Here is a 22216-nt window from a genome sequence, read left to right as displayed (position 1 = left end):
CGTCTATATTTTATTTTTGCTCCTATCAAACACCTTTAGACGCTGCCAGCTTATACAAAAACTTCAGGCTAGCGTTGCGGCGGCAAGCGAAGTGATGTCGCCGTGATCATAAGCGGGATTTACTTCCACTACATTCATGCCGACTAGCTCCATGCTGACCATGCCGCGAACCACTTTCAGCAATAGGTCAGCGGACATGCCGCCGCAGACCGGAGTAGGCGGGGTTGAGGCTGTCGATGTCCAGGCTAATGTAGGCGGGTGATAGCCCACCCGGGCGCGGATCTTTTCGAGCACCGCTTTGGGGCCGTTACCGTTTACCCAGTCGGCATCCAGCATTTCATAGGGATGGTTGTGGCGATCGTAGCTGGTGCGAATGCCAATTTGCAGGGAGTGGGACTGGTGAACATCCATGGCTCGCCTAGCGCACGGAAGGTTGAAGATAGTTGGCCTTAAGTGCGGCGCTTGTTTAGGATCATTAGCGAACCTTGATAACAAAATAGCGAGCCGTTCTCATGAAGCCAGAAACCATCGCCCTTCACCATGGCTATTCACCTGATTCACAAAATGCCGTGGCAGTGCCGATTCATCAAACCACGTCGTTTTCTTTCGATAATGCGCAGCATGCGGCGGATCTGTTTGATCTTAAAGTCGAAGGAAACATTTACTCGCGCATCATGAACCCGACCTGTGCGGTGTTGGAGCAGCGGGTAGCCGCGTTGGAAGGCGGTATCGCCGGGTTGGCGGTGGCCTCTGGCATGGCGGCGATTACCTATGCGATCCAGACCATTGCCGAAGCGGGCGATAATATTGTCTCGATCAGTGAGCTATATGGCGGTACCTACAATCTGTTTGCGCATACCTTGCCACGCCAAGGCATCCAGGTACGTTTTGCGGATAAAGACGATATTGACGGCATTGAAGCGCTGATTGATGAGCGTACCAAAGCGGTTTTCTGCGAAAGTATTGGTAACCCCTCGGGGGGAGTGGTCGACCTAACAAAGCTTGCCGACGCGGCGCATCGTCATGGGGTGCCGGTGATTGTCGATAACACTACGGCAACGCCGTTCTTATGTCGGCCGATTGAGCACGGCGCGGATATTGTCGTTCACTCTGCCACGAAGTATATCGGTGGCCACGGCACCACGGTGGGTGGTGTGATTGTTGATTCGGGCACCTTTCCCTGGGCTGAACATGCCAATCGTTTCCCGCTGCTTAACGAGCCTGACGTTTCGTACCACGGTGTGAGCTATACCCGCGATGTGGGTGATGCGGCCTTTATTGCCCGTGCCCGCGTAGTGCCGCTACGCAACATGGGAGCGGCGCTCTCTGCCCAAGCGGCTTGGAATCTTCTACAGGGGTTGGAAACGTTGTCACTGCGCATCGAGCGTATCTGCGCCAACGCCTTCGCCGTTGCCAATCATCTGGAAAATCATCCGTTAGTCACCTGGGTGCATTACGCAGGCTTGGAAAGTCATCCCGATCATGCGCTGGCGCAGCACTATATGCAGGGCCATGCCTCGGGAATTCTTAGCTTTGGTATTGAAGGTGGCCAGGCCGCTGGTGAGCGGTTCTACGATGCATTAGCGCTGATTCTGCGGCTGGTGAATATCGGTGATGCTAAGAGTTGCTCTTCCATTCCCGCCTCAACCACGCACCGTCAACTGAACGAAGACGAACTAAAAGCGGCTGGCGTCACGCCGGATATGGTGCGTCTGTCGATAGGCATTGAACATATCGACGATCTGCTGGCGGATATTGATCAAGCGCTGGCGGCCTCTCAAGGGTAGCCTGTTTTGCCCCCGCCTTCTCAATGCCTCAAGGCAAGAGATGGCGGGGGCTAAGCCCTCAAACGCGCTTAGATGCCGCCAGGGTATATAAGAACTCTAAACCCAGCGTCGCGGCGGCAAGCGACGTGATGTCGCCATGATCATAGGCAGGGTTCACTTCCACCAGATCCATACCGACCAATTCCATGCCAACCATGCCGCGAATCACTTTCAACATTAGATCGGTGGACATTCCGCCGCACACCGGCGTGCCGGTGCCAGGGGCATAGGCTGGGTCAAGGCCATCGATATCCAGGCTAATATAGGCCGGGTGGTGACCCACCTTGGCGCGAATACGCTCCAGTACGGCGGCAGGGCCATGGTCGTTAACCCAGTCCGCATCCAGCACCTCGTAAGGGTGGTTGTCGCGGTCGTAGCTGGTGCGAATACCAATTTGCAGCGAGTGTTCTGGCACTAACAAACCTTCTTTAAGGGCGTGGTAGAACATGGTGCCGTGGTCAAAGCGAGTGCCGTGTTCGTAGGTGTCAGTGTGTGCATCAAAATGGATCAACGCCAACGGGCCGTGAACGCGGGCGTGAGCGCGCAGCAGCGGCAGGCTAATGTAGTGGTCGCCACCCAGCGTCAGCATTTTTTTGCCTGCGCTTAGCCAGCGGTGAGCGTGATTCTCCAAATTATCGATCAAACTTTCCGGTTCGCCGTACGCGTAATCAACGTTGCCTGCATCGCACACCTTAAGGCGCTCTTCCAGGGCGAAGTTCCAGGGCCAGCGCTTGCCTTCCCAGATCAAATGCGCGGTACTTTGGCGAATGGCGTTTGGGCCCATGCGGGTGCCCGAGCGGCCAGAACACGCTAGGTCAAAGGGAACGCCACTCACCACAACGTCGGCGTCGGTTGCCTTGGGATTCGTTGCTTTCTCTACGCCCATAAAGGTCGAAATTACATCGCCATAAAGACTGGGCATCGTTTGCGCTAGTGGGTGGGTCACCGTCGTATTTCTCCTTACGTATCGGGTAATCGCTGATTGGCGCAAACAATAAGGAATAATTGGTGATAAATTAAATGAATGTTTAGAATTGAATCATTCGTGTTATGAATGACGAGTATTTATGCGCTCACTACGCCATTTTGACCTAAACCTGCTGTTGGTATTTGAGGCGCTAATGCGTGAGCGCCATGTCACTCGCGCGGCAGAAAAGCTGCACTTAAGCCAGCCAGCCCTGAGCCATGCGTTGAAACGCCTGCGTGAAGCGCTGGAAGATCCGCTGTTTATCCGTACCGAAAATGGCATGCAGCCAACCCCCCGGGCGCAGGTGCTGCAGCCTGTGGTACAGCAGGCGTTAGCACTGCTACGGGAAGGCCTAGCACCGCCAGCGGTGTTTGTACCAGCCAAAAGTAAGCGGCGTTTTACGTTGGCGACCACGGATTATTTTGAAGAGGTCATGTATCCGACCTTTCTCAGTCAGCTACTGGCCTATGCACCGGGGATCAGTTTTTCCATTGAACTCATTACCCCCGATGTGCTGAGCGAGGGGCTAGAGCAACGCCATGTGGATATGGTGGTAGGGCTGGACAGCCAACGTACGCTACCCAGCGGCGTGATTCAGACGCCTTGGATGGATGAAGAGTTGGTCTGTCTAGCGGCGAATCATAATAATCGAGTAGGCAATTCTCTGGATATTGCTCAGTTTTCTCAAGAGCTCCATGTGGAACTGGCCGATATCAGCGGCCTGTTGCCCAGTAATATCGATAGTTGCTTAGTCCGGCATGGCTTAACCCGCCGGGTGATCTCTAAAAATCTTAACTACATCGCTGCAGCGCGGGTAGTGGCGCTAACAGAAGCGATCATGACGCTCCCACGCCAAATGGCCGAACGGTTCGTCGCTATGCTACCGGTGCGTTTGGTAGAGCCGCCCAAGGAGCTACCGGCGCTAAACATGACACTGATTCAGCATGGCCTATATGCCAATGAGCCTGCTAATGCGTGGCTTTATGAGGTGCTGACTGAGTTTGCTAAAAGATTTAACTATCAAAAAGGGACGAATCATCAAGCGTGACGGCACTATACAAACCAGCTTATGTTGTCGTTATACAACTCAGTTGAATCAAAGGTTGTATAGTATCAGGCAGGCACGCCGTTAGATCCTAGACTGCTAAAAGGTGAGAGGTTTTTTGCCTTAAATGTCCCGCGCTTAACGTTTTAGTAGAGCGCTGGTAATTAGATGAGGAGAAAACAAGAATGAAGATAGGTGCTCCGAAGGAGAGCGCTCAAGGGGAGGCGCGCGTTGCGTTAACCCCTGAGAGCGCTAAGCAGATCCAAAAGTTAGGCCATGAGTGTTTGGTAGAAACAGGTGCCGGCTTAGCGGCGGGCTTTAATGACGACACTTATCGCGATGCGGGCGTTACCGTGATGGAAGGGGCTGATGCACTCTGGCGCGACGCTGAGGTGGTCATTAAAGTCCGCGAGCCCTCTGAGCAAGAAGCAGAGCGGCTGCGCGAAGGTCAAACATTGATCTCTTTTTTCTGGCCAGCGCAAAACGAAGCGCTGCTGGAGAAGTGTAAGGCCCAGGGCGCCACCGTGATCGCCATGGATATGGTGCCGCGGATTTCAAGGGCGCAAAAGATGGATGCGCTCTCCTCGATGGCCAATATTGCCGGCTACCGCGCGGTAATTGAGGCGGGCAACAACTTTGGCCGCTTCTTCACCGGCCAGGTAACCGCGGCGGGTAAAGTGCCCCCCGCCAAAGTGCTGGTGATTGGGGCAGGTGTGGCCGGTTTGGCGGCTATCGGTACCGCTACCAGTTTGGGCGCTGTTGTACGCGCTTTTGACGTGCGCCCCGAGGTCTCCGAGCAGATCGAGTCCATGGGCGCCGAGTTCCTGTTTCTCGATTTTGAAGATAGCCAGGATGGTTCTGAAAGCGGTGGCTATGCCTCGCCCTCAAGCCCGGAATTCCGTGAGAAGCAGCTTGAGTGTTTCCGCGAGCAGGCGCCGGATGTGGATATTGTGATTACCACGGCGCTGATTCCTGGCCGTCCTGCACCCAAGCTGTGGCTTGAAGATATGGTCGCAGCCATGAAGCCGGGCTCGGTAATTATTGACCTCGCTGCTGAGAAGGGCGGTAACTGTGATCTTACCAAGCCCGATGAGCGCGTGGTCTCAGATAACGGTGTGGTGGTGATCGGCTACACCGATTTCCCCTCACGCATGGCAACGCAGTCATCGCTGCTTTACGCCACCAATATCCGCCATATGCTGACTGACCTGACGCCCGAGAAAGAGGGCGTGATCAATCATAATATGGACGACGACGTGATTCGTGGCGCCACGGTGACTCACCAGAGCGAAATTACCTTCCCGCCACCACCGCCCAAAGTAAAAGCGATTGGCGCGTCAAAGCCCAAAAAGAAAGAAAAAGAGCCCACGCCAGAAGAGAAAAAGGCCACTGAGCTGGCCAACTTTAAAGCACAGACCACGCGCCAAGTGGGCCTGTTAGCTGTCGGTGGCGTACTGATGCTGCTGCTGGGTCAAGTGGCGCCAGCGTCGTTTATGCAGCACTTTATTGTGTTTGTGCTGGCCTGCTTTATCGGCTTCCAGGTGATTTGGAAAGTGAGTCACTCGTTGCATACGCCGCTAATGGCGGTCACCAATGCAATTTCGGGCATCATTATCTTGGGGGCGATTCTGCAGATTGGCTCCGGCAGCGTTGTGGTTAGCGTGCTGGCGGCAATCTCAGTGCTTATCGCGTCAATCAATATCGTGGGTGGCTTCCTGGTGACACGCCGGATGCTGGCCATGTTCCAAAAATCCTAAGCGGCGGAGAGACGATATGTTAGAGCAAGGATTCGTATCTGCCGCGGCAATTGCGGCGAGTGTGCTGTTTATTCTGTCGCTGGGCGGTCTGAGCAACCAGGAAAAAGCCAAGCGAGCCGTGTGGTACGGCATCGTGGGCATGGCGATAGCGGTGTTCTTTACTGCGCTTGGTCCAGGTATTGGTGGTTACTGGTGGCTGATCCCGATGATGCTGATTGGTGCCGGTATTGGTGCCTACGTGGCGGGGAAGGTCGAAATGACCGAGATGCCCCAGCTTGTCGCAGCGCTGCACAGTTTTGTGGGTTTGGCGGCGGTATTTGTGGCTTGGAGCGCCGATTTAGAGCGTCGCCGAGTCATGGCCGCGCGGGCCGCCGAGGCATCGCTAGATCAGTTTTCTGCCTTTGCTGCGCTGGTGGCTACCAAAGCCCCTGATGAACTGATGTTCCTGCAGATTGAAGTGGTATTGGGTATCTTCATCGGTGCGGTAACGTTCACCGGCTCGGTGGTCGCCTTTGGCAAGCTGGCCGGTAAAGTCGATGGTAAGCCACGCCAACTGCCCGGTGGGCATATGCTTAACGCGGGGGCGGCGGTGCTGTCACTGCTGTTGGCGATTTTGTATATCAACGGGGCTGGCTTCTGGACGTTGTTAGTACTGGCGGCTCTGGCGTTCTTTATCGGTTATCACCTGATCATGGGCATTGGCGGTGCCGATATGCCCGTGGTGGTTTCGATGCTGAACAGTTACTCCGGCTGGGCAGCCGCCGCTATCGGCTTCACGCTCTCCAACGATCTACTGATTGTCACCGGCGCGCTGGTGGGCTCATCGGGTGCGATTCTCTCTTACATCATGTGTAAGGCGATGAACCGCAACTTTATCAACGTCATTTTGGGCGGCTTTGGCGGAAGCACTGGGCCCGCGGCGGAGATAGAAGGCGAGCAGGTGGCGATTGATGCCGGTGGCGTGGCGAGTGCCCTGAACGATGCCGATAGCGTCATCATCGTGCCGGGTTACGGCATGGCGGTGGCTCAGGCGCAAACCGCAGTGAGTGACTTGGTACGTAAGCTGCGCACAGCGGGTAAGACTGTGCGCTTTGGTATTCACCCGGTGGCCGGGCGTCTGCCTGGGCACATGAACGTACTACTGGCGGAAGCCAAAGTGCCTTACGACATCGTGTTGGAGATGGACGAGATTAATGATGATTTCGCCACCACCGATGTGGTGATTGTGATCGGCTCCAACGACATCGTTAACCCGGCGGCCGAGGAAGATCCCAACAGCCCCATTGCTGGCATGCCGGTACTGAAGGTGTGGGAGGCCAAGCAGGTGTTTGTCAGTAAACGCGGCCAGGGCACCGGCTACTCGGGTATCGAGAACCCGCTGTTCTTTAAAGAGAACACGCGCATGTTCTACGGCGATGCGCGGGATAGCCTGAATACGCTGTTGCCTCTGATCGATTAGGCCTAGGCGATAGGTACTGAGCCCGCGAGAGATCGCGGGCTTTTTTTGTTCTGTGCATGGGGTTCTGTGCATGGCATCGATACTCCTGCTATGGTCGGATACCACCTATTCTGTTGAGCACTCGCTATTATGAATCAACGCTCTAACCCTCGAGTGCTGCTGCGCTTGCTGGGTCTACTGCGCCCTTACCGATTACGTTTAGCATTGGCTGGCTTGGCGCTGTTATTGGCGTCGGGCAGCGTACTGCTGCTGGGCAATGGGCTGCGGCTAGTCATCGACCGCGGTTTTCTAGCCGCAGATACTCAAGCGTTAGCGCAAACGCTGGTTCTCATGTTGGTAGTGGTGGCCGTGCTGGCGCTGGCTTCCGCGTTGCGCTACTACCAAGTTACCTGGATTGGCGAGCGCTTAGCCGCTGACCTGCGAAAGCGTGTGTTTGATCACTTGTTAACCCTAGAGCCAAGCTTCTTTGAGAGCGCAAGTTCCGGTCGTGCTGCTGGTGAGATCGCCTCACGCTTAACGGCGGACACCAGCGTACTGCAGAGCCTGTTTGGGTCCTCGGTGTCGCTGGCGCTGCGTAATCTGGTCATGCTGGTGGGGGCGGTGATACTAATGCTGGTGACCCAGCCGTGGCTATCAGCGATGGTGCTGATTGGCATACCGGCCACGCTACTGCCCATCGTATGGTATGGCCGACGGGTACGTAGGCTTTCGCGCACCAGCCAAGATCGCGTGGCCGAACTGGGCCGCTATGCCGAAGAGGCGCTCAGCGGTATTCAAACACTTCAGGCGTTTACTCACGAAGCGGAGGATAAAGCCCATTACGCTCAGCGCGTGGAGCAGGCGTTCGACAGCGCCGTAGAGCGCACCCAGCAACGCGCCTGGTTGACCGGTATCGCCATGCTGGTGGTGTTTGCCGCCGTTGGGTTAATGCTCTGGCAGGGTGGTCAGGCCGTGTTGGCAGGCACCATGAGTGCAGGGGAGCTTTCGGCGTTTATTTTCTACGCCGTGCTGGCGGCGGGGGCTATTGCGACACTGGCTGAGGTGGCAGGCGATGTACAGCGCGCGGCGGGGGCAGCGGAGCGCTTGCTTGAATTGCTCGACACGCCACCCACTATCCAGTCCCCTCACAATCCGCCCTCTCTGCCTAAGCCACTGCGTGGCGAGATTAGGCTGGAAAACGTCCATTTCACTTATCCAGGCAGGGAAACCCCTGCGCTTGATGGCTTTGATCTGCATATTCAGCCGGGGGAGCGGGTCGCCCTAGTAGGGCCTTCAGGGGCGGGGAAAAGTACGCTGTTGGCGCTGTTGCTGCGCTTTTATGATCCCAGCCAGGGGCACATAACGCTTGATGGTAGCGATATTCGCACCTTAGACCTTGCTGCCTTGCGCAGTGCCATGGGATTGGTGGCACAAGAGCCGGTGCTGTTTAGTGGCACAGTGACTGACAACCTGCGCTACGGAGACTCTTCGGCTGATATCGAAAGGTTGCGCATTGCCGCCCAGGATGCCAGCGCGCTCGACTTTATCGACGCGCTTCCCCAAGGCTTTGATACGCCCCTAGGCCCCGGCGGTGTTCAGCTCTCCGGTGGCCAGCGGCAGCGGCTCGCCATTGCCCGGGCGTTGCTCAAAAACCCGGCAGTGTTATTACTGGATGAAGCCACCAGTGCCTTGGATGCGGAGAGCGAGCGGCTAGTACAGCAGGCGCTGGATCGGCTGATGGTGGGGCGCACCAGTATCGTGATCGCGCACCGGCTCGCCACCGTTATCGCCGCAGACCGTTTGCTGGTACTCGAAGGGGGGCATTTGGTGGCGGCGGGAACACACGAGGAATTAATCATTTCCAGCCCGCTCTATCGTCATTTAGCCGCGCTGCAGTTTGGCGGTGAAACGTACTAAAACCGATTCCTTAAAAGGGGAGTTGTTATGTCGAGTTTTTTCCAACGTCTTAATGCTATTAATGCCCCGACCATAGGTTTGGGTTGTATGAACCTCTCCCACGGTTACGGCAGCATCGTGCCTGAAAATGCGGCCCTACGAGCGCTGGATGAAGCGTTTGATATGGGCTATCGCCACTTTGATACCGCCACAATGTATGGAGCAACCGCCAACGAACGTTTGGTGGGCCGAGCTCTTGAAGGCAAGCGAAATCAGGTGTTACTCGCCAGTAAATGCGGTATGTCCATGGACCCTGAGTTGGGTAAGCGCGTGATTGACGGCCGCCCTGAAACGCTGCGTAAACAGTGCGAAGCGAGTCTTGAACGCTTGCGTACTGACCATTTAGATCTCTACTACCTGCACCGTTTGGATCGTCAAGTTCCTATAGAAGAGAGCGTGGGGGCGCTGGGACGATTGGTGGAGGAGGGCAAGATCAGCGGCGTGGGGCTTTCTGAAATTTCGGCGACGACGCTGCGCTGCGCAGTAGCGGAGTACCCTATTACAGCGGTGCAGTCGGAGTATTCGCTGTGGACACGCAATCCCGAAATAGCCTTGCTTGATGCGTGCCGTGAGTTAGGGGTTGTCCTGGTCGCGTTTAGCCCGTTGGGAAGAGGCTTCTTAACGGGCGCTGTTAAAGAGCCAGAACGCCTTGAAGAGGGCGATATGCGTCGCAACATGCCGCGTTTCAGTGCCGAGAACTATCCCCATAATCAAAAACTATTTAAACAATTGGCAGCGCTGGCGCAGGCCTTAAGCGTCACGCCGGGGCAGCTCGTACTGGCATGGCTGAAGGCGAAAGGCGACGACATCATCCCCATACCCGGTACCCGCTCCCCTGATCATATGCGCGAAAATTTAGCGGCGGAAACGCTACGCCTTGATACCAACACATTGTCGCAGCTGGACGCCATGATGACGCCAGACCAAGTAGCTGGTGCCCGCTACAGCGAGGCGCAGCAGGCGGATATCGATACTGAGGAGTTCTCTTTTTGATGGTGATGGTTAAAAGCTATTAGCGCAGTCGCAAAAAGCAAATTGTGACTATGATCGTTCTGCTTTAAAAAGTACCAAGTTAATGAGGCGTTCTTACTAGTACGAAACGCAACGTAGAAGACGCACAACGTCAGTTGGCTTGGTAGCGAATCATCTAATCGCCACCGATAAAAGCAATAAGGGGAGAGAGCTATGAGTGGTAAATGTCCTGTCATGCACGGTGGTAATACATCCACGGGTACGTCTAATAAAGACTGGTGGCCTGAAGGAATCAACCTGGATATGTTGCACCAGCAAGATCGCAAATCAAACCCGATGGATGCGGATTTTGACTATCGGGAAGAGGTCAGAAAGCTCGACTTTGACGCGCTCAAGCAAGACGTCCACGCGCTAATGACGGACAGCCAGTCGTGGTGGCCCGCTGACTGGGGTCACTACGGCGGTCTTATGATTCGCATGGCATGGCACTCTGCGGGCACCTACCGCCTTGCTGACGGGCGTGGCGGCGGTGGTACCGGTAGCCAGCGTTTTGCACCACTCAACTCCTGGCCGGATAACGTCAGCCTTGATAAGGCGCGGCGTCTACTGTGGCCGATCAAAAAGAAGTATGGGAACAAAATTAGCTGGGCGGACTTGATGATTCTGGCCGGCACCGTTGCCTATGAATCCATGGGGCTTCCTGCCTACGGATTCTCGTTCGGTCGTGGGGATATCTGGGAACCGGAAAAAGACATCTACTGGGGTGATGAGAAAGAGTGGCTAGCACCTTCCGACGAACGCTATGGCGATGTCGCAAAGCCAGAAACCATGGAAAACCCGCTTTCTGCGGTGCAGATGGGGCTTATCTACGTTAACCCTGAAGGTGTTAACGGTGTGCCTGACCCGCTGAAGACGGCTCAGCAGGTTCGAGAAACCTTCGCCCGGATGGCGATGAACGACGAAGAGACCGTCGCACTCACTGCGGGTGGCCACACGGTCGGTAAGTGCCACGGTAACGGTGATGCGGCTATACTGAGTGTAGAACCCGAAGCTTCCGACGTTGAAAATCAGGGCTTTGGCTGGGGTAACCCGACCATGGGTGGAAAAGCGAGCAATGCCGTTACGTCAGGCATTGAAGGCGCTTGGACCACCAACCCCACCAAGTTCGACATGGGCTACTTTGACCTCTTGTTCGGGCATGAATGGGAGCTGCGCAAAAGTCCGGCCGGTGCTCATCAGTGGGAGCCCATCGACATCAAAGAAGAGGATAAGCCGGTTGATGCCAGTGATCCCTCTATTCGTCACAATCCGATCATGACCGATGCGGATATGGCCATGAAAGTGGACCCAACCTACCGGGCCATTTGTGAAAAATTCATGGCGGACCCGGAATATTTTAAAAAGACCTTCGCTAAGGCGTGGTTCAAGCTGACTCACCGTGACCTAGGTCCAAAATCACGTTATATCGGTCCAGAAGTGCCCGCTGAAGACTTGATCTGGCAGGATCCTATCCCGGCTGGCAGCACCGACTACAGCGAAGAAGTGGTTAAGCAGAAAATCGCCGAGAGCGGCTTGAGTATTAGTGACATGGTTAGCACCGCGTGGGACAGCGCCCGCACCTACCGGGGCTCTGACATGCGCGGTGGTGCCAACGGTGCACGCATTCGCCTAGTGCCCCAGCGGCATTGGGAAGGTAACGAACCGGCACGCCTCGCCGACGTATTGGCAGTATATGAGCAGATTGCCGCCGATACCGGCGCCAGCGTTGCCGATGTCATCGTTCTGGCTGGCAGTGTCGCGATCGAGAAAGCAGCGAAGGCAGCGGGTTATGACGTACGTGTACCTTTCCTGAAAGGGCGTGGCGATGCGATTGCTGAGATGACCGATGCGGACTCCTTTGCGCCTTTAGAGCCGCTGGCTGATGGGTTTCGCAACTGGCAGAAGAAAGAGTATGTCGTAAAGCCGGAAGAGCTGTTGCTGGATCGCGCTCAACTGATGGGGCTGACAGGGCCAGAGATGGTCGTGCTACTCGGCGGTATGCGAGTGCTGGGCACCAACTACGGTGGCACTAAGCACGGCGTATTCACCGATCGTGAAGGCCAGTTGACCAATGACTTCTTTGTTAACCTGACCGACATGGGCAATACCTGGAAACCGGTAGGTAGAAACACTTACGAAATACGCGACCGTCAAACAGACGCCGTTAAGTGGACAGCTTCTCGCGTTGACCTAGTGTTCGGCTCTAACTCGGTGCTGCGCTCTTACGCAGAAGTCTACGCCCAGGACGATAATGACGAGAAGTTTGTTAAAGACTTCGTCGCTGCCTGGACGAAAGTGATGAACGCGGATCGCTTTGACGTCGTCTAAGTACCAAGCGCTTTAATTCTTGTAAGTAAGCCTGCATCTTCGGATGCAGGCTTTTTTATTAGGCGCTCACTAAAAGGCACACAAGCGGGTGCCTTTTAGCCTTATTCATGATGAGAGCTTAGAACTCTTCCCACTCCGCTACTTCATGCGTTTGCTGAGTGGCCTGGGGAGGGCGGCTAGGCGCTTGAGGTAGTCCAGTGCCTGTCCGTGCTTTATGTGCTGCCGTATAGGGTAGTGCAGAGTTCTCAGCGCCCCCTTCACTGAGCACAAACTCGCTCATTAGTTGATCCAGCCGTCGCGCATTGTCGCGCATATTGGTGGCAAGGTTTGCGCTTTGGTTGACCATGGCAGCATTCTGCTGGGTCATCATATCCATCTCTGCGACTGCTGTGTTGACCTGTTGGATACCTGCTGTTTGTTCTCGCGCGCCGGCGGCAATTTCGGCAATGACATCCGACACCTGGGTGACGCTGCGCCGAATTTCCTGCATTCGTTCAGCCGCAGCCGTGACGATGTCGCCCCCTTCTCGTGAGTGGTTAACGGACATGTCAATCAGCGCACGTATGTCGTGAGCGGCAGAGGCTGAGCGACTGGCAAGTGTACGCACTTCGCTGGCGACCACGGCAAAACCACGGCCTTGCTCTCCGGCACGGGCAGCTTCCACTGACGCATTAAGTGCCAATATGTTGGTTTGAAACGCAATCGAATCAATCAAGCCAATAATATTGCTTATTTTATTGGCCGAATCGTTAATTGCGGCCATTTTTGTTTCCATTTGACTCATTGACTCAGTGCCACGCTCTGAGGCATTGGCGGCCTCTAGCGCTAGACTATTTGCTTGCTCGGAGGCTTGAGAAGTATGTGCAACCGTGGAGTGGATTTGTTCCATAGAAGCGGATGTTTCCTGGAGATTGGCCGCTGCTTGCTCGGTACGCGACGAAAGCTCCTGAGTGCCATCTGCCATATCGCTGGCATCCGATAATACCGTGCGCGCGTTTTGGCGTACTTCTTGAAGGGTTAACTGCATGCGTTCTACAAAGGCATTAAATCCATGGGCGAGGTCGCCAATTTCATCCTGCGTTTTGGCTTCCAAACGGCGTGTTAAATCACCTTTTCCTTTGGCAATATCAGCCATGGCACTGGCGGTATGCTTGATGGGGGCAAGTGAGCGCCGCGCCGCATAGGCAACCACCACCAACAGTATGACCAGCAGCACCCCGCCTGCCAATAGCAGCGATGTTAGCAGGCTGTTTGTGACCGTTGTAAAGGCGGTGATAGGAACGGTGACCCCCACCACCCACGAGGTTCCCTCTACTGGGCTCCACATGAGTACGGTCTGCTCTCCGCTGGGCATGGTTATCTCGCCGGAGCCCGCCGTGCCGCTGAGTATTTGCTGACTCAATGCATCCAGCCCTTGGTAGCCCTGCTGATCGGCATCGGTGTAATTGAGCGACATGCGATACTCTTCCACCGGGTGAGCAATGACCTGCCCTTGGCTGTCGATTAGCCAGCCGTAGCTACCTTCACCAACATTAATATCGGAGGTGATATCAGACAATGACGACAGCGAGAAGGCGATACCGATCAAGCCGATACGGTTGCCACGTTCATCGAAGATAGTTTCGACCATCATTGCTGCGGGAAGGTTGGTTGCCATTGATACGAAGGGGTCTAGGATGAGGCTGTCTGCGGTGCCGTTGACGACGAGCGCTTTGAAATAGGGGCGCTCAGAAATATTCATTGTGGCCCCTTCTTGGTTAATCGTATTGCCAGCAGTATCTGATATAAACAGGGACTCAATGGTGCCATCTGAACTATAGCGCTTGGCGAGCCATTCGGTGTGGTCTTCAAGAGAAGAGTTATGAGCGAGACGTTCGTCCAAGGCTAGCAATGATAGCCAACTGCGATAACCGCTAATCCAACGGCTTATTTCATCGGCGCGCGCTTCAACTTGGCGTTTGCCAGCATTGTCGAGCAACTCTGGTATTGCATGGTTAAGCTGTTGATTGACAATGATGCCTAATATAATGGCCACTATCAGAAGTGGAATAGTTACAGCGGTTAATAATTTCTGCGTCAAGGAAAGACGAGAAAGTTTTTTCATTTGAGCCTCGAAATTTAGCCAGTAGTAGGGCACTTATCCGTACCATGCTCTGGTTGTTATGTGTTTGCCCTGCGATGTTTTGCAACTGTTAACTATTAATAGAAAGTAGTGTTTTATTTTAGATAGCTAATTTAAAATAATTTAATGTTAAATTGGGTAGTTTTTTAATTTTTATCGTAATATTGACATGATCGCTGATGGCTTTTATCAGCATTTTAAGAGAGGTTAGCCACTTAGAAAAAGGTACCCAAACTGAACTGAACCTCAAAAGTTGGTCACTCATCCAACGATTGGGGTGTTTTTCATGGCGAAATACAATGAAGCGTTCAAGCTGCTAGTAGTGCAAAGCTACGCAGAAGGACAACAAGGTTACAATAGTCTGGCCAGACAGTACGGTCTCGGCCCTACAACCGTTAGGCGCTGGGTTAAACACTTTGAACAGCATGGTCTAAGTGGCTTGCAAAAAAAGTTCAGCCACTACAGCGCTGAGTTCAAATTAGCGGTGTTGCAACGGATGAGGCAAGAGGAGCTATCAGCCTTACAAGCGACGACTCTGTTCGATATCCGAGGTGGAACGGGCGTCGTACGGCGGTGGGAAAGACAGTAACATGAAGGAGGCTTCCAAGCGTTGGAGCCTAAAGCCCGAGGACGCCCGACGAAGATGCCCCCAGCAGAGCCCCCCAAGCCCTCACTTCCACTGACTGAAAAGAGCTCGCTGGAGCAGCTGCTCCAAGAGAATGAGTACTTGCGTGCTGAGGTGGCCTACTTAAAAAAGTTGAAGGCCTTGCGTCAGGCCAAAGAGCAAGTCGCGCCAAAAAAGCGTGGGTAGTGCCTGAACTGAGGCAAGGCCGCTCTTTGGCGGTGCTATTAGAAATAGCGGGGCTGTCGCGTAGTACGTTCTATTATCAGGTAAGGGGTCAGCAGTTGGAGGATCGCTGGTCTGAAGCGACGCATTCACGTCATCTACGCGCGTCATAAAGGCCGCTACGGTTATCGCCGAATGTTGTGTCAGGCGGGCGAGCAGGTCAACCATAAGACAGTCCAGCGCCTGATGCAGCACCTGGGTTTGAAGTCATTGGTACGCCCGAAGAAATACCGCTCCTATCGTGGACAACAGGCCAGTGTTCCCAATCTTTTTGCCCGTTAGTTTCAGGCTGAACGACCCAACCAAAAGTGGGTAACCGACGTCACGGAGTTTAATATCCGAGGCGAAAAGCTGTACTTGTCGCCTGTGATGGATCTCTACAATGGGGAAATCGTGTCCTACTCAATGCAGAAGCGGCCGCAGTTCCCGCTGATAGGGAGGATGCTGAAAAAAGCCTTGGCCAAGCTGGCCAACCAAGAGGCGCCGTTACTGCATTCCGAGGTTGGCAATACCAGATGCCCGCTTACCGGCGCACACTCAGCGAGTATGGGGTGTTTCAGAGCATGTCACGCAAAGGCAATTGCCCGGATAATGCCGCGATGGAAAGCTTCTTTGGGACGCTGAAGTCTGAATATTTCTACTTGAACCGGTTCGACAATATTGAACAGTTACAGGCGGGCATCCGACACTATAACCATTACTACAACTACGAGCGCATTAAGACCAAGCTAAAAGGCCTGAGTCCGGTGCAGTACCGAAACCAGGCCTTGGTTGCTTAGTTTTTCACTGTCCAAGTTTATGGGGTCAGTTCAAAGCGGGTGCCTTTTAGCCTTATTTATGATGAGAGCTTAGAACTCTTCCCACTCCGCTACTTCATGCGTTTGATGAGTGGCCTGGGGAGGGCGGCTAGGCGCTTTAGGTAGTCCAGTGCCTGTCCGTGCTTTATGTGCTGCCGTATAGGGTAGTGCAGAGTTCTCAGCGCCCCCTTCACTGAGCACAAACTCGCTCATTAGTTGATCCAGCCGTCGCGCATTGTCGCGCATATTGGTGGCAAGGTTTGCGCTTTGGTTGACCATGGCAGCATTCTGCTGGGTCATCATATCCATCTCTGCGACTGCTGTGTTGACCTGTTGGATACCTGCTGTTTGTTCTCGCGCGCCGGCGGCAATTTCGGCAATGACATCCGACACCTGGGTGACGCTGCGCCGAATTTCCTGCATTCGTTCAGCCGCAGCCGTGACGATGTCGCCCCCTTCTCGTGAGTGGTTAACGGACATGTCAATCAGCGCACGTATGTCGTGAGCGGCAGAGGCTGAGCGACTGGCAAGTGTACGCACTTCGCTGGCGACCACGGCAAAACCACGGCCTTGCTCTCCGGCACGGGCAGCTTCCACTGACGCATTAAGTGCCAATATGTTGGTTTGAAACGCAATCGAATCAATCAAGCCAATAATATTGCTTATTTTATTGGCCGAATCGTTAATTGCGGCCATTTTTGTTTCCATTTGACTCATTGACTCAGTGCCACGCTCTGAAGCATTGGCGGCCTCTAGCGCTAGACTATTTGCTTGCTCGGAGGCTTGAGAAGTATGTGCAACCGTGGAGTGGATTTGTTCCATAGAAGCGGATGTTTCCTGGAGATTGGCCGCCGCTTGCTCGGTACGCGACGAAAGCTCCTGAGTACCATCTGCCATATCGCTGGCATCCGATAATACCGTGCGCGCGTTTTGGCGTACTTCTTGAAGGGTTAACTGCATGCGTTCTACAAAGGCATTAAATCCATGGGCGAGGTCGCCAATTTCATCCTGGGTTTTGGCTTCCAAACGGCGCGTTAAATCACCTTTTCCTTGGGCAATATCTGCCATCGCGTTGGCCGTTTGTTTAATCGGTGCGAGCGCACGTCGGGCAGCAAATGCTACGATAACCAATAAAATGATAAGCAGTAGCGCGCCAGCAATGAGCAGAGATTGCAGCAGGTCGCTAGTCACCGCCGTAAAGGTACTAAGAGGCACATTGACGCCGACGACCCACGAAGTTCCCTCTACCGGGCTCCACATAATGGCGTCACGCTGACCGCTGGGTAGGGTCACCACGCCTGCCCCCGCAGTTCCATTTAACATCTTCTGGCTAAGACTATTCATCCCTTGGTAGCCATGCTGGTCGGCATCGGTGAAATTCAGTGTCATACGGGATGCTTCATCAGGGTGTGCAATGACCTGCCCTTGGCTATCGATCATCCACCCGTAGCTACCTTCGCCTACATCGATTGCTGAGGTAATATCAGAGACCGCCGCCATGGAAACGGTCATGCCCAACAGGCCTACTCGGTTACCTCGTTCATCAAAGACGGTGTCGGCCACAATCGCTGTGGGTAGGCCGCTCACCATCGACACTACTGGATCAATAAGCAGGCTGTCGCTTGTGCCCTCGGAAACGAGGGTTTTAAAATAGGGGCGCTCTGTGACATCCAGCTCCACACCCGCATGAGTTAAGGTTGCGCCTGTAGCATTACTGAAAAACAGGGATTCGATGGTCGCACCGGAAGGGTGCCTTTTAGCCAGCCAGTCCAAATGATTGTTGATAGGAATACTAGCAGCGAGCCGTTCATCTTGCGCCAATACGGCTATCCAATCTCGGTGACCTGTAATCCAGCGACTAATTTCATCTGCACGTGCTTCTATCTGATTAGTACTAGCATTTTCTACTAGGTCCGTGACGGCCCGGTTCAATTGTTGATTGACGACAATACCGAGAATGACGGCCACCACTAATAGTGGAATGGCGACAGCCGCCAGCAGTTTCTGCGTCAGTGAGAGACGAGAAATTTTTTTCATTTGTTGCCTCGACGTGTTGACCAGTAATAGATCACTGCCAATAGAGCAGTGTTGTCCCCTGGCTGTTCTATGATTCCCTGAAAGTTTTCTTGTTACCGTTAATGGTTAACGGCCGTAAATGTACAACCTTTAGTTATTTTTGCTGTTATTGATAATAAAAAAACGTTGTCGTTTTTTTATAAATTAATTATTAAATATCTTTAATATAATTCGCTATTTCTAAAGGGTGAGACCATATCCTCTGGATAATCGATGTCTGTGCACACGCCAGGATCATTTACCGACACGCTAACCACACAATTTTTGTGCCGTTTAATAAGCGATGATGCCCCATGAGGAGAATTTAGTTGGGAGAGTTCTTTCCAAAAATTTATTCCAAAAACAACAGGATGACCAGGTTTTCTCTGATATGAAGGCTGTAAAATATTGTCTGTGGTGGCCATGTCCGCCAATACGGAGCAGGTCTGGTGGTTTACCCACGGGAGGTCGGCAAGCCATACCGCCGCGGCACGATATTTATACATGTTTTTATCGCAGCATAGTTGTTTAAAGGCGTCGCTAATACTATAACCAAGGCCTAAGCGACTGTGCTGGCTAATAATAGTGGATGTCTGTGAAGAAAGACCGAGTGATTGGATGCTGTCTTCGGGTTTAATTACAATATTGATGTCTGAGAAGTGTTGTTGAATATTTGTTAAAGTAGAGTTAAGCAATGTTTTTCCATTACTTAGTTTGGCGACTCTTTTATCACTGCCAAAGCGACTCGACTGACCAGCTGCCATGACAACCACTATAATATCGCTACAACTCATTGCGCGCTTTCCCACGATAGAGACGAAGAATATCTGCCATGACGGCTAACGCAATCTCAGATGGTGTTTTGCTGCCCAAATTAAGACCAATCGGCATGGTGATCCTTGCCAACTGAGTTTCGGTCAGGCCGCCAGAGCGTAATAGCCGCTCTGCCCGCTGTTGCGAGGTTTGCTGCGAGCCCATCACGCCGATGTAAAACGCCTCCGTACGGACGGCCTCGATCATTGCCAGGTCATCAATACGCGGGTCATGGGTCACCGCGACCACGGCGGTATTGGCGTGGCAACCGCCCGAGGCGATAAAAACAGAAGGCAGTACCGCTTGTACTTCCACGCCAGGCACATCGAAATTTTTGCGGGCGTCATCGTTGGGGTCGCAAACAATGACTTCAAAACCAAGCGATTGGGCAAACAGGGCGCAGGGCGAGGAGATAGTGGAGATCCCCGCAATAATTAGCCGTAGCGCTGGGCCAATGCGAATGTTGACGCTGGTGGTGCCGAAGGCAACAGCGGGCTCAGCCAACGTGGCAGGATTGAAACGCTTGCGGCCATCGGTCAACGAGATAGAGCGGGATAGCGCTTGTCGGCCCAGTAAGGTGGCATGCATCACTTCAAGGTGTGTGAGGTTTTCGGCCGTCGGTGCCAATTGTTCTACCAGCACGTCCAAGCTGCCTCCGCATGGCAAGCGGACCGAGGCAGCGCTATCCTCGCCGCCATAACGTATTTGTTGAACAGGCTTGTCGAAATCGCCGCTCTGCAGACGGGCGATGAAGTCTTCTTCAACGCAGCCGCCCGATAATGAGCCGATATACTCTCCCGTAGAACACGCTACCAGCATCGCCCCTGGCTCACGAGGTGAGGAACCAAAGGTTTTCAACACCGTGCAGAGCCACACAGTCAGCCCTTCATTAGCCCATTTCAATGCGCGTTCAATAACCTGCAGATCAAGATGATGCATTAACTAACGGCCTCCAAGGGGTGGTTGTGGGAGGCTTTTAGAATCTCGCGAACGGTCTCAGGGGTAAAGGGCGGATGGGTAAAGCGTACGCCTGTAGCGTCAAACAGCGCGTTAGCAATCGCAGGAGCGCCGGGTAGAGCGGTCGACTCACCGACACCCAGTGGCGGCATTTCCTGGCGGTCAAGCAGCATGAGATCGATAGTGGGAAGCTCGGAGAAACGAAGTACTGGGTAGCCTCCCCACTCTCTGCTGGTAGGCAAGCCGTCCTCGAACGTGACCCGCTCTTTCAAAGTGCGGCTGAGCATCTGGATGACGTTGCCATGCACCTGATGACGGACACCCGCCGGATTCACCATGAGGCCAGCATCCTGCCCCACGTAAAGTCGTTCCAAGACAATCTGGCCGCTTTTCACATTCACCTTGAGCTCGACCACCCAGGCGGCTAGCGCCGCGCCAAAGCCTGGGAATTTGCTGTGCACGTACTGCGCATAGGCAAAACCACGGCCGTAATGCCAATCGGCCTCTCTACGCGGATTCGCATTGGCGACGCCTGTTGGCCAGTTCGCTCGCGCTGCAAGCGCCTCGACAAGCTCGCAGGCGCGGGTATCGTTTAGGTAGCGTAATCGATACTCCACGGGATCTACGCCGGCCAAGTAGGCGAGTTCGTCGATATAGCTTTCGTGAGCGAAAGTGTTGGGTAGTGCCGAGACGCCGCGCAGCCAGGAGGCACGGACAAGGGTGGGCACGTCTTCGCACAGGATCTGTCGATGAGGGTAGCGGTAGGGCGGCACCGATGTCCGGTCACCCATCTGGAAAGGAATGTCGATAGGCGGTACTGCCCCCGTCAACAACAGGGCCAGGGTGGGGGCACTGTTCGAGGGGTAGCGCGCACGAAACCGATAGGCTGCTGGGCTGCCGTCGGCATTCAAACCTCCCTGGATCTGCATCGTCTGGGCCGCTCCCTTGGGCTCCCAGAGGTGCTCCTGCGCGCGGGTCAACTGCACGCGAACCGGTCGGCCGACTGCCTGGGAAAGCAGTACAGCATCGGCACCCACATCATCAGCGCAGTTGCGTCCGTAGCAGCCAGCAGCCTCCATGCGGGTAATGGTAATGACACTCTCATCAAGGCCGGTTAGCCGCGCCAGATCGGCACGCAGGCTGTGCGGGTTCTGGGTTCCCGACCAGACGTGAATTGCGTCCTCCTTGGCATCGGCGACCGAGCAGGAGGGGCCAAGAGAACCATGCAACTGAAAGGGCCAGACATAGTGACGATCAATGCGCTGGTGGGTGTCGGCAAGGGCACGCTCTGCATCGCCTTCGTCGAGCAGCAGACGCTCTTCGCTGGGCAGGTCCAGTATCGCCTGTTCGATACTACTCAATGAGGGCAGGCCTTCGACTGGACGCCACTCGACCTTGAGTTGCCTGGCAGCGTTGGCGGCCTGCTCTTCCCGTTCGGCCACGACGCCGACAAAGTCGCCGATGACGACAACACTTACCACGCCTGGCAGGTGTGCCACGGAGCTTTCGTCTACCGTGATTAAACTGGTGCCAATGAAGTCGCCGTTGTCGTGACCTGCATACGGCGGCCGGACAACCCGCCCATGCAACATGTCGGGCAGGCGCAGGTCGTGGACAAAGGTCAATTCGCCTGTGGCTTTGCCGGGTATATCCACGCGGGCGGCGGATTGACCCACCAGCGTGTAGTGGCTGGCAGGTTTGAGCGGTGCGCTATCGGCCAGCTGCAAGGCGTGGCGACTACCGCGCAACAATTGGCCGTAGCTCACTGGCGGATGGCGCTTGTCGCCAGGCTGGAGATGGCCGTCCTGGCAGGTGAGCAGGGAGCGCTCAGTGTCGAAGTGGCGAGCAGCTAGCGTGAGCAGGTACTCGCGCGCCTGCGCAGCGGCCCGCCGCAGTGGTTCGGCGGTGATTTGAATGGTCGCGCTGGCAATGGTGGGCCCTTGATTGGGCACATCGAAGGGGTGGCCGAGCACCATAGTGACGCCATCGAAGGGAACGTTTAGTTCCTCTGCCACGATTTGTGCCAGCGCCGTGCGTATGCCGGTACCCAGATCCACGTGCCCGTTGAATGCGAGGATATGGCCGTCACTCAGTATAGCAATGAATATCTCGGGTTCATGTGGGGTGAAATCAGAGTGTGTACCTGGTTGTCCCGGCGCAGGCTTGGGGGGCGCAACAGGATCCCGGTAGATCACCAGTAGATCCGACTCGTGAAGCAACGACTGCCTTGTATAGTCTGATTTCACAGCCATGATGCACCTCCCGAGCTATCTCTGAGTTTCATGTGTTTGTGTCGA

14 protein-coding genes and 1 pseudogene are annotated in these 22216 nt (G+C 54.5%); 8 read left to right on the top strand and 7 right to left on the bottom strand.

The features are described from left to right. Positions 1-63 precede the first annotated feature (63 nt). Positions 64-411: an arginase family protein gene (locus tag ACUVOF_RS12630; protein ID WP_447044691.1), complete on the bottom strand. Its 348-nt coding sequence runs from the start codon at positions 409-411 to the stop codon at positions 64-66. A gap of 101 nt (positions 412-512) precedes the next feature. Between ACUVOF_RS12630 and ACUVOF_RS12625 the strand changes: the two genes are divergently transcribed. After that, entirely contained in the window at positions 513-1787 is a 1275-nt protein-coding gene (locus ACUVOF_RS12625; protein WP_447044690.1) for an O-acetylhomoserine aminocarboxypropyltransferase/cysteine synthase family protein, read from the top strand. 58 nt (positions 1788-1845) lie between these two features. On the opposite strand, the gene speB is transcribed toward ACUVOF_RS12625, so the two are convergent. Next, positions 1846-2748: an agmatinase gene (gene speB / locus ACUVOF_RS12620; RefSeq protein WP_447044809.1), complete on the bottom strand. Its 903-nt coding sequence runs from the start codon at positions 2746-2748 to the stop codon at positions 1846-1848. 145 nt (positions 2749-2893) lie between these two features. Here speB and ACUVOF_RS12615 point away from each other — a divergent pair, with 145 nt between their 5' ends. From ACUVOF_RS12615 to katG, 6 genes are all read left to right on the top strand, one after another. Next, a complete protein-coding gene (locus ACUVOF_RS12615; protein ID WP_447044689.1) occupies positions 2894-3841 on the top strand; it encodes a LysR family transcriptional regulator in 948 nt (315 codons plus the stop codon). 182 nt (positions 3842-4023) lie between these two features. Continuing rightward, positions 4024-5595: a Re/Si-specific NAD(P)(+) transhydrogenase subunit alpha gene (locus ACUVOF_RS12610; protein ID WP_447044688.1), complete on the top strand. Its 1572-nt coding sequence runs from the start codon at positions 4024-4026 to the stop codon at positions 5593-5595. 16 nt (positions 5596-5611) lie between these two features. Further along, entirely contained in the window at positions 5612-7054 is a 1443-nt protein-coding gene (locus ACUVOF_RS12605) for an NAD(P)(+) transhydrogenase (Re/Si-specific) subunit beta (protein ID WP_447044687.1), read from the top strand. A gap of 129 nt (positions 7055-7183) precedes the next feature. Further along, positions 7184-8950 (top strand): ABC transporter transmembrane domain-containing protein, encoded by a 1767-nt coding sequence (locus ACUVOF_RS12600; protein ID WP_447044686.1) that lies wholly within the window; start codon positions 7184-7186, stop codon positions 8948-8950. 27 nt (positions 8951-8977) lie between these two features. Continuing rightward, on the top strand, positions 8978-9982 hold the full coding sequence (locus ACUVOF_RS12595; protein ID WP_447044685.1) for an aldo/keto reductase: 1005 nt from the start codon (positions 8978-8980) through the stop codon (positions 9980-9982). Positions 9983-10174: 192 nt separating this feature from the next. Further along, the gene (katG, locus tag ACUVOF_RS12590) at positions 10175-12328 is read left to right on the top strand and encodes a catalase/peroxidase HPI (protein WP_447044684.1); all 2154 of its coding nucleotides are present in this window, start codon (positions 10175-10177) and stop codon (positions 12326-12328) included. Positions 12329-12446: 118 nt separating this feature from the next. Here the strand turns inward: katG and ACUVOF_RS12585 are convergent, their stop codons facing one another. Then, the gene (locus ACUVOF_RS12585) at positions 12447-14432 is read right to left on the bottom strand and encodes a methyl-accepting chemotaxis protein (protein WP_447044683.1); all 1986 of its coding nucleotides are present in this window, start codon (positions 14430-14432) and stop codon (positions 12447-12449) included. A 304-nt stretch (positions 14433-14736) separates the two neighbouring features. Between ACUVOF_RS12585 and ACUVOF_RS12580 the strand changes: the two are divergent. Next, positions 14737-16076, top strand: a pseudogene (locus ACUVOF_RS12580) (IS3 family transposase). Positions 16077-16145: 69 nt separating this feature from the next. Here ACUVOF_RS12580 and ACUVOF_RS12575 read toward each other — a convergent pair. The 4 genes from ACUVOF_RS12575 to ACUVOF_RS12560 form a co-directional block, all read right to left on the bottom strand. Next, the gene (locus ACUVOF_RS12575; protein ID WP_447044682.1) at positions 16146-18131 is read right to left on the bottom strand and encodes a methyl-accepting chemotaxis protein; all 1986 of its coding nucleotides are present in this window, start codon (positions 18129-18131) and stop codon (positions 16146-16148) included. Positions 18132-18331: 200 nt separating this feature from the next. Continuing rightward, a complete protein-coding gene (locus tag ACUVOF_RS12570; protein ID WP_447044681.1) occupies positions 18332-18913 on the bottom strand; it encodes a nucleotidyltransferase family protein in 582 nt (193 codons plus the stop codon). A 19-nt stretch (positions 18914-18932) separates the two neighbouring features. After that, positions 18933-19901, bottom strand: coding sequence for an XdhC family protein (locus tag ACUVOF_RS12565; RefSeq protein ID WP_447044680.1), 969 nt, complete (start codon positions 19899-19901; stop codon positions 18933-18935). Beyond that, positions 19901-22171 carry a molybdopterin cofactor-binding domain-containing protein gene (locus ACUVOF_RS12560; RefSeq protein ID WP_447044679.1) on the bottom strand — a complete coding sequence of 757 codons (2271 nt, stop codon included), beginning with the start codon at positions 22169-22171 and terminating at the stop codon, positions 19901-19903. The genes ACUVOF_RS12565 and ACUVOF_RS12560 overlap by 1 nt, the downstream gene beginning before the upstream one ends. Positions 22172-22216: the final 45 nt, after the last annotated feature.

Source organism: Vreelandella sp. H-I2 (genome assembly GCF_052959335.1).
The sequence above is the reverse complement of the archived record's forward strand: the minus strand, read 5'-3'. Positions and strand labels throughout refer to the sequence as shown.